This window comes from Methylobacterium sp. 1973 (genome assembly GCF_040545035.1).
Classification (GTDB): Bacteria; Pseudomonadota; Alphaproteobacteria; order Rhizobiales; family Beijerinckiaceae; genus Methylobacterium; species Methylobacterium fujisawaense.
Genome location: NZ_JBEPLA010000010.1, coordinates 201,962 through 217,197 on the forward strand (window position 1 = coordinate 201,962; position 15,236 = coordinate 217,197).

The window sequence follows — 15,236 nt, forward strand, 5'->3', positions numbered from 1 at the left end:
TTCCCCGCGTGGCTTCGGCCGTCACGGCTGCGCCACCTTCTTCCAGGCGAACAGGCGCTGCTCGGCCGGCTTCAGGACGAGCGTCTCGAGCCCGATCATCAGGGCGACCAGGGTGAGGGTCCAGGCGAAGACCTGATCGGTCTGGACGAGGTCCGCCGCCTGCCGCAGGCGGTAGCCGATGCCGCTGCTCGCCCCCAGCGACTCCGCCACGAGCACGACCCGCGCCCCGAAGCCGATGGCGAGGCGCGCGCCCGAGAAGAAGGCGGGCAGGATCGTCGGCAGGTAGATTTTGGTCAGCACCTTGTGGCGCGGCATGCGAAAGGTGCGGGCGAGTTCGAGATGCTCGGCGCTGACCGTGCGCGTGCCCTGCCAGACGTTGGTCAGGATCAACGGCATCGCGGTCATGAACACCACGAAGATCGTGGTCCAGTTCGACAGACCGAACCAGATCAGCGCGAAGATCGCCCAGATCGCCGACGAGACGGTGTTGGTCACCGTCAGCACCGGCTCGAAGAACCGGCCGAGGCGAGGGCTCGCGCCGAGCAGCAGGCCGAGCGGCAGCCCCACCAGGGCCGCGAAGGCGAGGCCCGCGCCGATCCGGCCCAGCGTGATGCCGAGATCGGCGGCGAAACTCGGCGTGGCGACGAGGCCGAGCCAGGCGTGCCAGACCCGCGCGGGGCTCGGCAGGACGAAGCTCGGCGCGTGCAGCGATCCGAGCTGCCACGCGGCCAGCGCCAGAGCGAGGAGGGCGAGCCTCTGGAGGAGCACGCCCGCCCGGCGTCCGGCGCCGGACGTCCGTGTCTGCCGGATCAGGCGCGGCGGGGTCTTCACGAGCATCGCGCGCTCGCGGCGGAGAGGCTGATGCGCAGGCGCCGGACCTCCTCGGCGACCTCCGCTGAGAGGGGGTCGCGGGGATACGGCAGGTCGATCGCCCGGACCGCACCGATCCGGCCCGGACGCGGGTGCAGAACGACCACCTGGCTCGCCAACACCACCGCCTCCTCAACGTCGTGCGTGACGAAGACCAGGGTCATCGCCCGCAGGTCGGCGATGCGCAGCAGCTCCGCGTGCATCTGCGCGCGGATCTCGGGATCGAGCTTCGAGAACGGCTCGTCGAGGAGCAGGATCCGGGGCTCGGTGACGAGGCTGCGCGCGAGCGCCACCCGGCTGCGCATGCCCCCCGACAGTTCGTGTGGGTAGGCGTCGCGGAAGGCCTCGAGCCCGACGAGCCGCAGGGTCTCGTCGACCCGCCGCGCCCGCTCCGCCCGGCCCATGCGTCCGGCCTCGAGCCCGAAGGCGACATTCTGGGCGGCCGTGCGCCAGGGCAGCAGCCGGTCTTCCTGGAACATGTAGGTCATCGCCCGCCAGTCGCGGAAGGCGTGCGACGGGATGCCGTTCAGGAGGACGGCACCCTGATCGGGCTCGACCAGCCCGGCGATCATGTTCAGGAGGGTGCTCTTGCCGCAGCCCGACGCGCCCAGGATCGCGACGATCGCGTGCTGCGGGATCGCGATGTCGACGGCGTCCAGGACGTGGAGCGGCCCGCCCTCGCGCCGGTCGAACCACTTGCTGACGTGGTCGAGTTCGACGGCGTTCACGGCTCGCCCCCCTCGGCCCGGGACGTCCGCACCGGCGCCACCACGGCAGTGTCGCGCAGGCTGGCGATGACCTTCTCCAGGGTCATGTCGCGGAACGTCTCGACGTGGCGGCGCGCCACCAGGGCGGCGCTGTCGGCATCGCCGGCCACGAGATGCTCGATCATCGCGGTGTGGTCGTTCTCGATGTTCGGCCGCACCCCCTGCACGCCGAAGCCCAGGGCGACGAGGCGGGTCATCTCGTCGAGGAGGCCCGACAGGGTCCGGTACAGCCGTCCGTTCCCGGCCGCGGCGGCGATCGCGAGGTGGAAGCCCCGGTTGGCCTCCAGGAAGAAGTCGATCTGGTTGCCCATCTCCACCGTGATCTTGCGGCGGCAGGCCTGCTCGAGGCGCTCCAGATGCGCCCGGTTCACGCGGCCGGCGGCGCCCCGGGCCGCGAGGGGCTCGAGCTCCATCCGGAGGGCGAAGACCTCGTCGACATCCTTCACGGTCACCGGGCTGACCCGGTAGCCGTGCCGCGGCATCGAGCTGACGAAGCCTTCCTGGGCCAGGCGCTGCAGCGCGATCCGGCAGCTCGCCTTCCCGATCTCGAACCGCTCCATCACCTCGGCCTCGGTGAAGCGCGTGCCGGGCAGGAGGCGGCAGGCGACGATCTCGCGCCGCATCAGGTCGTAGGCCTGATTGCCCTTGCGCGTGGCGTCGGGGACGGCGAGCACCGTCGCCATTGAGCGAGCCGGCCGGGACCTGTCATCGCGCGTCGTCATGGCCCCTCGCTGTTCGGGCATTGAGGCTCCCACAGCATGCTGTGAGCAGCTCACCGCACGCAGAACATGTGCCAACCACGCGTCCGCCCGGCCGCGCCCATTGGGCATTGGTGAGCAGAACGATTGTCGGATGCCGCCATTCGCCCCGGGCTGGGAAGCTCAGATGCGCCGGGTGATCAGCTCAGCACGCCCTGTGGGCATGTCATGCCGTATTTATGCGCAACCGGCGTGCGCTCTGTAAATGAAATACCCGTCCAATTTTCCCGAAGTTATTGAGATAAGGAACCTTTCGAAACTCTTCGACACAGAACAATCTGTGTCTTCTTTGGGCAGGCGCCGCGCCCTACACGATGTCGGGCTGGCCGCGCCGGTGCTCGTGCCCCGCGATGACGCGGCGCAGGAGCCGGGTCAGGGTGTCCTGCTCCGCCGGGGTGAGGGCTTCGACGGTCAGGGCGTGCGCGGCCCGCGCCGCCGGCTCCATCGCGCTGTGGAGCGCGGCCCCCGCTTCCGTCAGCCGACAGACCTGCGCGCGGCGGTCGAGGGGCGAGGTCGAGCGGCTCACCAGGCCGCGCGCCGCGAGACGTTTCAGGGCGCCGGTCGTCGTCGTCCGGTCGAGGGCGACCGCGCTCGCGAGGGTCGTCTGATCGGCCTCCTCCAGGTCCCGCAGCAGCGACAGCAGGCTGTACTGCAGCGGAGTGACGCGAAACGCGGCACAGCTTTCCGCGAAAAGGCTGACGTGGATCTGGTGCATGCGGCGGGCCAGGAAGCCTGGGCGCTCGCCCAGGGGCCAGTGCCGCGTGTCCGTCGCCCCGTTCGCCTTTGCCGACCCCGCCGCGAATCCGGCGTCCAGACCCTCATCCATCGTCCGACTCCGCAGAACGGTTCCAGTCTTGGCACGCCGCGTGCTTCGCCGAAATACGAAGCATGCTTCGCTTTTGGCAAGGGCGAGGCCGGCGCGCGCCGGCCGGGACCACGAGGTCGACATGGACAATCGCCGCTACGATCTGGTTCTGCGGGGCGGGCGGGTCATCTGCCCGGCCTCCGGCATCGACGGCATCCGCGACGTCGCAGTGCAGGACGGGCGCATCGCCGCCGTGGCGGAGACGATCCTGCCCTCGGCCGCCGCCGAGGTCATCGACGTTACGGGCAAGCTCGTCCTGCCCGGCATGATCGACACCCACGCCCACGTCTACCAGTACGTCACCGGCCGGTTCGGCCTGAACCCCGACATGGTCGGCGTGCGCTCGGGCGTCACAACGGTGGTGGACCAGGGCGGCCCGTCCTGCATGACCCTGCCGGGCTTCCGCCACTTCATCGCCGAGCGGTCGCAGACGCAGGTGCTCGCCTTCCTGTCGGCCTACCTCGTCGGTGGCCTGGAGGGGCATTTCTACCCGAACCTCTACAGCCCGGACGGCGTCGACATCGACGCGACGGTGAAGTCGGCCACTGAGAACCGCGACCTCGTGCGCGGCATCAAGGGCCATGCCGAGATCGGCGGCTTCGCCCGCTGGGGCATCAAGGTGATGGAGATGGCCGCCGAGATCAGCCGGCGTGCCGACCTGCCGCTCTACGTGCATTTCGGCCAGCTCTGGGGCCTGCCGGAATCCGGCGCCAACGGCGAAGATGCCGACACCATCGTCGAGCGGGTGATCCCCCTGCTGCGGCCGGGCGACGTGCTGGCCCACCCCTTCACCCGCCACCCGGGCGGCTTCATTAACGAGCAGGGCGAAGTGCACCACATCATCCGCCGGGCCATGGAGGCCGGGCTGAAGGTCGATGTCGGCCACGGCAGCCACTTCTCCTACCGCGTGGCCCGCGCGTCCCTGCCGGCGGGCGTGATCCCCTACACGCTCGGCGCCGACATGCACGGCTACAACACCGAGGTCCCCGAGGTGAAGAAGCCCGCAGGCACCCCGGACGAGCACCACGACGACGAGAACCACCCGTTCCTCGGGCAGGCCCGGTTCAGCCTCACCCAGGCGATGAGCTCGATGATGGCGCTGGGCATCCCGCTGGAGGACGTGGTGCCGATGGTGACGTCGCACCCGGCCGAGATGCTGCGCATGAGCGACAGGATCGGCGCCCTCACGGTCGGCTACACGGCCGACGTCTCGGTGCTGCACGACGACCGCGGCCGCTTCCTGCTGCGCGACAACGAGGACACGCGGGTGATCGCCGACCGCCTGCTGCGCCCGGCCTTCTGCCTGCGCGCGGGGAAGCGCTTCGAGGCCGACTCGCCGATCCTGCCTCAGGCGATCGCGGCCTGAGGTGGCGCCGATGCTCGCCTTCGTCCTCGACGACCCGACCCCGCCGGACCCGCGCCGCCGCTGGGACAGCCTGGACTTCGCGGCCCGGGGCGCCTGCTACGACAACAATGCGGGCGTGCCCGACAGCGCCGCGCAGGTCGCGGCCCGCAACGACGCCTCGGCGACGTACCGCGCCGCGCATCCGGCCGGGCTCGATATCGCGTACGCCGCGGGGGACCGCACTGCCTTCGACCTCTACCCGGCGGCGGACGCGCAGGCCCCCTGCCTCGTCTTCGTCCACGGCGGCTACTGGCAGCGCAACGCCCGGGCCGATTTCGCCTGCTTCGCGGAGGGGATGAACGCCGCCGGCTGGTCGGTGGCGATGCCGGGCTACACCCTGGCGCCAGAGGCGAGCCTCACCGGAATCGTCGCCGAGATCGGGGCCGCCCTCGACTGGCTCGTCGAGCACGGACCGGCGCGCGGGATCGGCGGCCCGATCGTGCTGGCCGGCTGGTCCGCCGGGGCGCACCTGGCCGCGCTCCATCTCGGGCATCCCGCCGTGACCGCGGTCCTGGCGATCTCCGGGGTCTACGACCTCGCGCCGATCCGCGAGACCTACCTGAACGAGAAGCTCGGGCTGACCGAGGTCGAGATCGAGACGCTGTCGCCGCTGCGGCTGCCGATCACATCGAAGCCCATGACGGTCGCCTACGGCAGCCGCGAGCTGCCCGCCCTCATCCGCGACGCGCGCAACCTCCACGCCCTGCGCAGCGCCGCCCACGCGCCGGGCGCCCTGCTGCCGGTGCCGGGCGCCGACCACTTCTCGATCCTCGACGGGTTCCGCCGGCCCGACGGACTCCTGGTCCGGGCCGCGCTCGATCTTCTCGGAGGGACGCGATGAGCCGCGAGGGCGTCGGGGCTTCCCTGCCCCGCAAGGAGGACGACCGCCTGATGCGCGGGCGCGGCCAGTATGTCGGCGACCTGCGGCTGCCGGGTATGCAGGACGTTGCCTTCGTGCGCAGCCCGCTGGCCCATGCCCGGATCCGTGCCGTCCATGTGCCCGAGGCCTATCGCGACCGCGTCTTCACCGCCGCCGACCTCGACGGGGTGCTGCCGATCCGGGCGGTCTCGGGACTGCCCGGCTTCAAGGTCTCCGAGCAGCCGGTGCTCGCCACCGGCAAGGTCCGGCAGGTGGGCGAGTTGGTGGCGCTGTGCGTCGCGCCGACCCGCGCCGAGGCCGAGGACATCGCCGCCGCCGTGGTGCTCGACCTCGAGGAGCTGCCGGCCGTTCACGACATGCTGGCCGCGCGCGAGCCGGGCTCCGCCCTCGTCCACGAGCACTGGGGCGACAACGTCTTCCTGGAGACCCTGGTCGACGTCGGCATCGAGAGTGCCCTCGACGCGCCGATCCGGGTCAGCCGCACCATCTCGACGGGGCGGCAATGCATGGCGCCGATCGAGGGCCGCGGCACCGTGGTGAATCTCGATCACCGCCTCGACCAGCTCGTCGTCCACACCGCGAGCCAGATGCCGCACATCGTGCGCAACGGCCTCTCGGAGTGCCTCGGGATCGAGCAGGGGCGCATTCGCATCGTCTCGCCGGATGTCGGCGGCGGATTCGGCTACAAGGCGATCCTGCTCGCCGAGGATGTGGCGCTGGCCTGGCTCGCGCTCCGCTGCGGCCACCCGGTTCGCTGGCTGGAGGACCGCCGCGAGCACTTGACCGCCAACGCCAATTGCCGCGAGCACCATTACCGCATCACCGCCTACGCGGAGCGGGACGGGACCCTGCGCGGCATCGACTGCGAGGCCACCGTCGATTCCGGCGCCTACTCGGCCTATCCGTTCTCGGCCTGCCTGGAGGCCGCGCAGGTCGCCAGCATCCTGCCGGGGCCCTACGATTTCCCGGCCTATCGCTGCCGCACGTGGTCGGTGGCGACCAACAAGTGCCCGATCCTGCCTTACCGGGGGGTGGCGCGCACCGGCGTCTGCTTCGCCCTGGAGCTCGTCCTCGACGCCGTCGCCCGCGCGGCCGGGATCCCGCCCGAGGCGGTGCGCGAGAAAAACCTCGTGCGGCCCGGGCAGATGCCGTTCGACAACATCACGAAGAAGCACTTCGACAGCGGCGACTACCCGGAGGCCCTGGCCCGGGCGCTGAAGGCCGTCGACGTGGAGGCGGTCCGCGCCCGCCAGCGTCAGGGCGAGCCGGACGGGCGCCGGATCGGCCTCGGCCTCGCGATCTACTGCGAGCAGGCCGCGCACGGCACCTCGGTCTATTCCGGCTGGGGGATCCCGATGGTGCCCGGCCACGAGCAGGCCAGCGCCCGCCTGACCCCGGACGGCGGCCTGGAGCTGCGGATCGGCGCCCATTCCCACGGCCAGGGCCTGGAGACGACCCTCGCCCAGGTCGCCCACGAGATCCTGGGCGTGCCGGTGGCGCGCACCCGCCTCGTCCACGGCGACACGGCGATGACACCCTACTCCACCGGCTCCTGGGGCTCGCGCGTGATGGTGATGGCCGGCGGCGCGGTCGCGGCGGCCTGCGAGGAACTGCGCGCCCGCGCCGTGCGGATCGGCGCCCACCTGCTCCAGGCGCGGCCCGAGGAGTGCCGCTTCGAAGGCGGCCACGTCGTCGGCCCCACGGGCGACGTCCCGCTCGAGGCCATCGCCCGCACCTGGTACCGGCGGCCGCAGGATCTCGCGCCCGACACCGATCCCGGCGGCCTCGAAGTCACCGCCGGCTACAAGCCGGTGCGCGATTCCGGCACCTTCTCGTACGCGGCGCACGCGGCCGTGGTGGCGGTCGATCCCGATCTCGGAGCGGTCGGGATCCTCGACTACGTCATCGTCGAGGACGGCGGCACGCTGGTGAATCCCCTCGTGGTCGACGGCCAGATCTACGGCGGCCTCGCCCAGGGGATCGGCACAGCGCTGTTCGAGGAGGTGCGCTTCGACGGGCGCGGCCAGCCGCTCGCCTCGACCTTCGCCGACTACTTCCTGCCCGGCGCCGCCGACGTGCCGATGGCGCGCATCGACCACATGGAGACGCCCTCGCCCTACACGCGCTTCGGCCAGAAGGGCATCGGCGAGGGCGGCGCCATCGCGCCCCCGGCGGCGCTGGCCAACGCCGTCAACGACGCGCTGGCGCCGCTGGGCGTCGAGATGTTGCATTCCCCCGTCACCCCCCGACGCATCGTGGAGGCCGTGCTCGCCGCCCGCGCGCCCGCCGAGACCGCGCGGGAGGCCGCATGAAGCCCGCACCCTTCGCCTGGGAGCGGCCGGGCAGCCTCGCCGCGCTCTTAGACCGCCTCGCACAGGCCACCTGCAACGTGAAGCTGATCGCGGGAGGGCAGTCCCTCGGGCCGATGCTGAACCTGCGCCTCGTCGAGCCGGATCTCATCCTCGACATCACCGGCATCCCCGAGCTCCGGGAAGCCCGGGTCGAGGGCGACACGCTCGTCCTCGGGGCCTGCGTGACCCATGCCGACATCGAGGACGGGCGCGTTGCCGACGTCACCGGCGGCGCCCTGCAGCGGGTGGCGTCGGCGATCGCCTACCGGCCGGTGCGCAACCGCGGCACGGTCGGCGGCAGCCTCGTCCACGCCGATCCGGCCGCCGACTGGGTCAGCGCCCTGACGGCCCTCGGTGCCGAGGTCGAGATCGCGGGCCGGAACGGCCGCCGCACCCTGCCGGTGGAGCGCTTCGTCACCGGCGCCCTCGAAGTGGCGCTCGGCGCGGGCGAGATCCTCGTCGCCGTGCGCGTGCCGGCTTTGCCGGCGGGCGCCGCCTGGGGCTACGTCAAGCACTGTGCGAAGATCGGCGAGTTCGCCCACGCCATCGGAGCCGTGCGCCTCGAACCCGGCGCGGGCCGGGGCCGGGCCGTGATCGGCGCGGTCGAGGGGCCGCCCGTGCTCCTGGCCGATGCGCGCCCGCTCTTCGGCGGCCGCATCGGCGCCGACTTCGCCGCGCGCTTCGATCCCCGGGTCGCGGATCAGGCCCTGCGGGAGGCCGGGATGGCCGACGCGGTCGAGCGGCACATCCACGTCACCGTCCTCGCCCGCGCGGTGGCGGCGGCCGGGCCCGTTCCCCACGCCAAGCCCCTTCCGGAGGCCGCATGAGCGCCGCGCTGGCCGAACCCGGGGCGTCCCGCATGGCCCTCGCGCTGACGGTGAACGGCCGCGCCGTCCGGGTCGCGGCCGAGCCACGCAGCCATCTCGGCGACGTGCTGCGCGACGGGCTCGACCTCACCGGTACGCATCTGGGCTGCGAGCACGGCGTCTGCGGCGCCTGCACGGTGCTGCTCGACGGCGAGCCCGCCCGCGCCTGCCTGACCTTCGCGGGCGCCTGCGCGGGCGCCGCCGTCACCACGATCGAGGGCCTCGACACGGACGCGATCACGGGCGAGTTGCGGGCCGCCTTCAACCGCGAGCATGCGCTCCAGTGCGGCTACTGCACGCCCGGGATGCTGGTGGCCGCCCGCGACCTGGTCCTGCGGCTGCCCGAGGCCGACGAGCGGCGGATCCGCGTCGGCCTGTCGGGCAATCTCTGCCGCTGCACCGGCTATGCCGGCATCGTCCGGGCCGTGATGGCGGTGATCGCGGACCGGCGCGGGCGCGGCATCCCCCCGGAGACCGGCGCGGCGCGCGCCCTCGGCCCGGTCGGCGCGCGGGTCGGCGAGGCGATGGTCGCGCCCCTGACTCCGCCGGCCAAGCCCCTCGCCCCGGTCGCGCCCGCCGCGGTGGCGGATCTGTCCGACACCTTTGAGCCGGCTCACAGCTTCACGCAGGCGCTCGACCTCGCGCATCCGCCGGAGGCCGTCTTCGCGCTGCTGGGCGATATCGACGCGGTCGCCGCCTGCCTGCCCGGCGCGGTCCTGACGGCGCGGCCCGCGCCTGACGCGGTCGAGGGCGGCCTGCAGGCGCGGATCGGACCGATCGCCGTGACGTTTCGCGGTCGCGCCCGCCTCACGCGGCAGGAGGCGGCGCGGACCGGCTCGGTCCACGGCGCCGGAACCGACGCCGGCGGCCGCTCGGCCACCGAGGGCCGGATCCGCTACCGGGTCGAGGCTGGACCGGCGCCGGGCACCGCCCGGGTCGCGCTCGACGTCGGCTACACCCTGACCGGGCCGCTCGCCCAGTTCGGTCGCCCCGGCCTCGTGCGCGACCTCGCCGGCCGCATCGCGGCGGAGTTCGCCCGCAATCTCGATGCCCGGCTCTCGGGCGTCGCGGCCCCGGCCCCCGCCGGCCTCAAGCCGCTCCGCCTGCTCCTCGGCCTCGCCCGCGCGCGCCTCGCGGCGTGGTTCGGCCGCGCCTGATCCCACCCCGCCTCAACGCACCGGAGACACGCGAATGCCCAGCAGGTTCACCCTCACGACCGCGATCCTGCTGGCGCTGACGGCGACGGGCGCCCGGGCGGACGCGATCCGCATCGGCGTCAACGAGCCCCTGACCGGGCCGTTCGCGGCCTCGGGCACCTACGTGGTGAACGGCGCCAAGATCGCCGCCGACGAGATCAACGCCAAGGGCGGCGTCCTCGGCAAGACGCTGGAACTCGTGATCGAGGACAACAAGAGCAACCCGACCGAAGCCGCCGCGGTCGCCGAGAAGCTGATCACCAGCGACAAGACCCCGGTGATGATGGGCGCCTGGGGCTCCAGCCTGACGCTCGCCGTGATGCCCAAGCTCGCGGATTACGAGACGCCGATGCTGGTCGAGACCTCCTCGTCCGGCAAGATCACGACCTCTGGCAACCCTTACGTGTTCCGGATCTCGCCGCCCTCATCGCTGGAGGCCGAGACCTTCGCGCCGATGGTCGGCCGCCTCGGGCTGAAGAAGGTCGATTTCCTCGTCCTCAACAACGACTTCGGTCGCGGCGCAGCGACCGATTTCGGCAAGATGCTCAAGGACAAGGGCGTCGCGGTCGGCCTCGTCGAGACCATGGACCAGGGCGCGCAGGACATGAGCGCGCAGCTCGCCAAGCTGAAGGCTTCGGATTCCGACACGATCATGATCACGAGCTCGGTCGATCAGCTCGTGCTGCTGTTCAAGCAGATGGCGGCGCTCGGCCTGAAGAAGCGGGTCATCACCACCGGCGGATCGCAGAACCCGGACCAGATCATCGCCCAGGCCGGCGCGGCCGCCGACGGCACGATGCACCTCACGACGTTCCTGCCCTGGTCGCCCGACAGGACGCCGGACCCGAAGGCCACCGAGGCCTTTATCGCCGCGTGGAAGAAGCGCGGCTTCGACTTCGCCGGCGTGACCGAGAGCTTCCGCGGCTACGACGGCATCCGCGCGATCGCCCACGCCATCAAGAAGGCGGGCTCGGCCGATCCGGCCGCGATCACCAAGGCCTTCTGGTCGGTCGACTTCGTCGGGCTCAACGGTCCGATCCGCTTCGCCAAGGCCGGCCCCGCCGGGAAGGAGAGCGGGCAGAGCAAGCCCGACGTCTACCTCGTCGAGATCAAGGACGGGAAGGTGATCGTGCCGGCACTGTAGGGCTGCCGCCGCGCGCCGTCCCTATCCCCTCGGCGGGGGCTTACAGAATCACACATTGGGTTCGGCCACGCGGTTTCAGGACCGAGCGCGGGTCCCCTCTCCCGAGCGGGAGAGGGATAGGGTGAGGGGCGAGAGCTTTCAGAACGAGGCGCGTCCTGTCGCGCATCGATCGCGCGCTCGATCCGAAGAGTTCTCATCCCTCACCCCAACCCTCTCCCGCACGGGAGAGGGGGCCTGTCGCGCTCTGCCGCCCGCGGCGGTGCAAAACGAAGATGTGTGACCATCGTCGCTGCGGGGGAGGGAGACGCGCAGTGCCGGCTCCCGAATTGGCAACCCGCGTGTCCCCGCACGCAGCGAGGCGCCGGTCATCCGGCACGCAACCTGCCAGGAGAAGCCCATGAACGAACTGGTCCAGCACCTCGTCAACGCGCTCATCCTCGGCGGTACCTACGCGCTGCTGGGGATCGGCCTTACGCTGATCTTCGGGATCATGAACGTCGTGAACTTCACCCACGGCGCGCTCTACACCGTCGGCGCCTACGTTATGTACCTCGCGGTCGCGGCGCTGGGGCTGAACTTCTTCCTGGCGCTGCCGGTTGCGATCCTCGGCGGCCTCCTGCTCGGGGCCGCGATCGAGCTGGTGCTGCTGCGGCCGTTCCGGGGCTCGGACATCGACACCACCATGCTGGTGATGATCGGCGCCGGGATCATCCTGCAATCGGGCACGCTCTGGATCTTCGGCGGCGTCGCCAAGGCGATCCCCGCGCCCTTCCCGGAGGCGCCGCTGGAGATCGGCCCGGTCTCGGTGTCGTGGCTGCGGCTGTTCGTGCTCGGCGCGGCGTTGACCCTGATCGCCCTGACCTATGCGCTGATCAACCGGACCAAGCTCGGGCTCGCCATGCGCGCCGCCTTCCAGGATTCCGACACGGCGGCGCTGATGGGCGTCGACGTCCGCCGGATCTACACCGCGACCTTCGCTCTGGGCTCGTCGCTGGCGGCGGCCGCCGGCGCGCTCCTCGGTCCCGTCTATGTGGTGTTCCCGCAGATGGGCGGCCTCGCCGAGCTGAAGGCCTTCGCCATCGTCATCCTGGGCGGGCTCGGCAACGTCACCGGCGCGGCGATCGGCGGCTTCATCCTGGCGCTCGCCGAAGAACTGGGTGCCGGCTACGTCTCCTCCGGCTACCGGGACGCGATGGGCTTCCTGATCATCATCGCGGTCCTGCTCTACAGGCCGACCGGGCTGTTCGCGAAGGCGGAGCGCATCGGATGACCCGGCTTCTCCCCCTCGCCCTGCTCGCCGGCCTCGTCGCCCTGCCCCTGGGTCTCGGCGCCAACCCCTACCTCCTCAACGCGCTGATCGTGACGGGCATCCTGACGATCGGCGCCATGAGCCTGAACCTGCTCCTCGGCTTCACCGGGCAGCTCAGCCTCGGCCACATCGCGTTCTTCGGCATCGGCGCCTATGTCAGCGCGCTGACGAGCCTCGGCTTCGACGTCGATCTCGGGTTCGGCATCCGCGCGGTCCACGAGCCGTGGCCGGCGGTGGCCGGCCTCCTGCTGGCGACGGTGGCGGCGGGCGGCTGCGGCTACCTGATCGGGCGGCTCTCCTTCCGGGTGCGGGGCGCCTACTTCGTGATCGTCACGATCTCGTTCGCCGAGGTCGTGCGGCTCGTGGCCCTCAACTGGGTGGAGCTGACGCAGGGACCGCTGGCGCTGACCAACATCCCGGCCATCACCCTCGGTCTACCGGGCCTCGGGATGTGGACCCTGAAGACCAAGCTCCAGAACTACTACCTCGTGCTGGCCGTCGGCACGCTGTGCTGGCTGATCATCGCCCGCCTGGTCGGCGGGCGCTTCGGCCGGGCGATGCGGGGCCTGAAGGAGAACGAGCCCCTGGCGCTCTCGGTGGGCATCAACGCCACCCGCACGCTGACCGTCGCGGCCGTGATCTCGGCGGCGATGGCCGGCGCGGCCGGCAGCCTCTACGCGCATTACCTGCGGATCATCGATCCCGACGTGTTCCTGTTCGCCACCACGGTCACCATGGTCATCATGGTGGTGGCGGGCGGCAAGGGCAGCCTGATGGGCCCGGTCGTCGGCGGCCTGATCTTCGGCCTGCTGCCAGTGGCGCTCCGCCCGGTCATGGCGCCGGAGGCGCAGTGGATCGTCTACGGCCTCGTGCTGATCGTGATCCTGTTCGTGATGCCGCGGGGCATCGTGCCGGGACTGTCGGCGCTGCTCGGCCGCCGGCAGGTCCGGTCGATCCCGGTCCTCGAAGCCAACCCGGCGGTGCAGCGATGAGCGCGATCCTCTCGGTCGAGCATGTCGGCGTCCGCTTCGGCGGCCTCGTCGCCATCGCCGACCTGCATTTCGACGTCCAGGCCGGCGAGATCGTCAGCCTGATCGGCCCGAACGGGGCTGGCAAGACCACGGCCTTCAACGTGATGACGGGCTTCCTCAAGCCCAGCCAGGGCGATGTCCGCTTCCGCGGCACGTCGCTGAAGGGCCTGCCGCCGCACGCGATCACGCGGCTCGGACTCGCCCGCACCTTCCAGCGCACCAGCGTCTTCCCGGACGACACGGTGTTCGACAACGTGATGATCGGCCTGCACCAGATGGGCGCCGCGGCGGGCCGCGCGCCCGTTCTCGACGCGCTCCTCGGCCGCGCGGGGGCCGGCGAGAGGCAGCTGCGCGCCCGCGCCGCGGCGCTGCTCGACTGGGTCGGGCTCGCCGGCCGGGCGCAGGAGAAGGCCGGCGCCCTGGCCTACGGCGAGCAGCGCCTCGTCGGCGTGGCGCTGGCGCTCGCCACCGAGCCCGCCATGCTGCTCCTCGACGAGCCGGTCTCGGGGATGAACGCCTCCGAGACGCGGGTCTTCGTGCGCCTGATCCGGCAGATCCGGGAGCGCGGCGTCACCATCCTACTCGTCGAGCACGACATGCCGATGGTGATGGAGGTCTCCGACCGCATCGTCGTCCTCAATTACGGCCGCCTGATCGCCGAGGGGCCGCCGGACCGGATCCGCAGCGACCCGGCGGTGATCGAAGCTTATCTCGGCCAGGGCAGCGCGGCCCGGCAGGCCGCCGCTGCCGCGCAGGAGGCGGTCCATGCTTGAGATCCGCGACCTCGTCTGCGGCTACGGCCACGTCACGGCGCTGAAGGGGCTGACGATCGACGTGCGCGAGGGCCAACTCGTGGCCCTCGTCGGCGCGAACGGGGCCGGCAAGTCCACGACGCTCCGGGCGATCTCCGGCCTCGTCGCGCCGCGCTCCGGCGCGATCCGGTTCGCCGGCCGGGACATCGCGGGGGCGGAGCCCCGCCGGATCCTGGCGGCGGGCATCGCCCATTGCCCGGAGGGCCGGCGCGTCTTCCCGCAGATGACGGTCGCCGAGAACCTCGCCATGGGCGCCTATCTCCGCCGCGACCGGGCGGCGGTCGCGGCGGACCTGACGCGCATCTACGGGGAGTTTCCGCGCCTCGCGGAGCGCCGCGATCAGGCGGCCGGCACGCTGTCGGGCGGCGAGCAGCAGATGCTGGCGATCGGCCGCGCGCTGATGGGGCGCCCGAAGCTCGTGCTGTTCGACGAGCCTTCCCTGGGGCTCGCCCCCAACATCGTCGAGCGGATGTTCTCGGTGATCGGGGCGATCCGCGATGCCGGCACGACCGTGCTACTCGTCGAGCAGAATGCGTTCGCGGCCCTCGAATTGTGCGATTACGCCTACCTGCTCGAAACCGGCCGCATCGTACTCGCGGGGCGCGGGCAGGACCTCATCGCCGATCCCCACGTGCGGGACGCTTATCTCGGTGGCTGAGACGGACGGGCCAGAGCGGATTTGCCTCGGCCCGCACGACCTTCTCGCCGGGCGGAACTCGGTGGCGATCACCGTCCGAGGATACCATCTGCTTCTCGTGCGCGATGGCGAGCGGATCGTAGCCGCCGAGCGGGCCTGCCCGCACGAGGGGGCAGACTTGTCTCTCGGCCAGTGCGTCGGTGGACGGCTGCTCTGCCCCCGGCATCTCGCCTCTTTTGATCTCCGAGATGGCTCCGTCTCACCGGGCTGGTCGTTTCGAGCCCTTCGCCTGTTCGAGATCGAGTCGGCTTCGGACGGGCTATGGCTCAGGATGAAATGATGTGT

Annotated in this window: 15 protein-coding genes; 11 read left to right on the forward strand and 4 right to left on the reverse strand. The window is 71.6% G+C overall.

The features are described from left to right. Positions 1–21: 21 nt before the first annotated feature. The 4 genes from ABIC70_RS19905 to ABIC70_RS19920 all read right to left on the reverse strand — a co-directional run bounded on the left by ABIC70_RS19905 (position 22) and on the right by ABIC70_RS19920 (position 3,221). A complete protein-coding gene (locus ABIC70_RS19905) occupies positions 22–837 on the reverse strand; it encodes an ABC transporter permease (RefSeq protein WP_053610078.1) in 816 nt (271 codons plus the stop codon). Continuing rightward, entirely contained in the window at positions 828–1,598 is a 771-nt protein-coding gene (locus ABIC70_RS19910; protein ID WP_354440772.1) for an ABC transporter ATP-binding protein, read from the reverse strand. The genes ABIC70_RS19905 and ABIC70_RS19910 overlap by 10 nt, the downstream gene beginning before the upstream one ends. Further along, entirely contained in the window at positions 1,595–2,320 is a 726-nt protein-coding gene (locus tag ABIC70_RS19915) for a GntR family transcriptional regulator (RefSeq protein WP_075380627.1), read from the reverse strand. The genes ABIC70_RS19910 and ABIC70_RS19915 overlap by 4 nt, the downstream gene beginning before the upstream one ends. 382 nt (positions 2,321–2,702) lie before the next feature. After that, positions 2,703–3,221 (reverse strand): MarR family winged helix-turn-helix transcriptional regulator, encoded by a 519-nt coding sequence (locus tag ABIC70_RS19920; protein ID WP_043354708.1) that lies wholly within the window; start codon positions 3,219–3,221, stop codon positions 2,703–2,705. 121 nt (positions 3,222–3,342) lie between these two features. Between ABIC70_RS19920 and ABIC70_RS19925 the strand changes: the two genes are divergently transcribed. The 11 genes from ABIC70_RS19925 (at position 3,343) to ABIC70_RS19975 (ending at position 15,231) form a co-directional block, all read left to right on the forward strand. After that, positions 3,343–4,626: an amidohydrolase/deacetylase family metallohydrolase gene (locus tag ABIC70_RS19925; protein WP_354440774.1), complete on the forward strand. Its 1,284-nt coding sequence runs from the start codon at positions 3,343–3,345 to the stop codon at positions 4,624–4,626. A gap of 10 nt (positions 4,627–4,636) precedes the next feature. Then, positions 4,637–5,506 carry an alpha/beta hydrolase gene (locus tag ABIC70_RS19930; RefSeq protein WP_354440776.1) on the forward strand — a complete coding sequence of 290 codons (870 nt, stop codon included), beginning with the start codon at positions 4,637–4,639 and terminating at the stop codon, positions 5,504–5,506. Next, positions 5,503–7,857 carry a xanthine dehydrogenase family protein molybdopterin-binding subunit gene (locus ABIC70_RS19935; RefSeq protein ID WP_354440778.1) on the forward strand — a complete coding sequence of 785 codons (2,355 nt, stop codon included), beginning with the start codon at positions 5,503–5,505 and terminating at the stop codon, positions 7,855–7,857. The genes ABIC70_RS19930 and ABIC70_RS19935 overlap by 4 nt, the downstream gene beginning before the upstream one ends. Then, positions 7,854–8,723 carry an FAD binding domain-containing protein gene (locus ABIC70_RS19940; protein WP_043354720.1) on the forward strand — a complete coding sequence of 290 codons (870 nt, stop codon included), beginning with the start codon at positions 7,854–7,856 and terminating at the stop codon, positions 8,721–8,723. Before ABIC70_RS19935 ends, ABIC70_RS19940 begins: the two co-directional genes overlap by 4 nt. Next, positions 8,720–9,919 carry a xanthine dehydrogenase family Fe-S subunit gene (locus ABIC70_RS19945; protein ID WP_354440780.1) on the forward strand — a complete coding sequence of 400 codons (1,200 nt, stop codon included), beginning with the start codon at positions 8,720–8,722 and terminating at the stop codon, positions 9,917–9,919. Before ABIC70_RS19940 ends, ABIC70_RS19945 begins: the two co-directional genes overlap by 4 nt. A gap of 34 nt (positions 9,920–9,953) precedes the next feature. Continuing rightward, complete coding sequence (locus ABIC70_RS19950) at positions 9,954–11,102, forward strand: ABC transporter substrate-binding protein (protein WP_354440782.1); 1,149 nt, start codon at positions 9,954–9,956, stop codon at positions 11,100–11,102. A gap of 397 nt (positions 11,103–11,499) precedes the next feature. Then, entirely contained in the window at positions 11,500–12,372 is an 873-nt protein-coding gene (locus ABIC70_RS19955; protein WP_043387761.1) for a branched-chain amino acid ABC transporter permease, read from the forward strand. Further along, the gene (locus ABIC70_RS19960; RefSeq protein WP_075380633.1) at positions 12,369–13,403 is read left to right on the forward strand and encodes a branched-chain amino acid ABC transporter permease; all 1,035 of its coding nucleotides are present in this window, start codon (positions 12,369–12,371) and stop codon (positions 13,401–13,403) included. Before ABIC70_RS19955 ends, ABIC70_RS19960 begins: the two co-directional genes overlap by 4 nt. Continuing rightward, the gene (locus tag ABIC70_RS19965; RefSeq protein WP_043347347.1) at positions 13,400–14,215 is read left to right on the forward strand and encodes an ABC transporter ATP-binding protein; all 816 of its coding nucleotides are present in this window, start codon (positions 13,400–13,402) and stop codon (positions 14,213–14,215) included. The genes ABIC70_RS19960 and ABIC70_RS19965 overlap by 4 nt, the downstream gene beginning before the upstream one ends. Beyond that, positions 14,208–14,912 (forward strand): ABC transporter ATP-binding protein, encoded by a 705-nt coding sequence (locus ABIC70_RS19970; RefSeq protein WP_043387758.1) that lies wholly within the window; start codon positions 14,208–14,210, stop codon positions 14,910–14,912. The genes ABIC70_RS19965 and ABIC70_RS19970 overlap by 8 nt, the downstream gene beginning before the upstream one ends. After that, positions 14,905–15,231 carry a Rieske (2Fe-2S) protein gene (locus ABIC70_RS19975; protein ID WP_081948780.1) on the forward strand — a complete coding sequence of 109 codons (327 nt, stop codon included), beginning with the start codon at positions 14,905–14,907 and terminating at the stop codon, positions 15,229–15,231. The genes ABIC70_RS19970 and ABIC70_RS19975 overlap by 8 nt, the downstream gene beginning before the upstream one ends. The last annotated feature ends 5 nt before the right edge of the window (positions 15,232–15,236 follow it).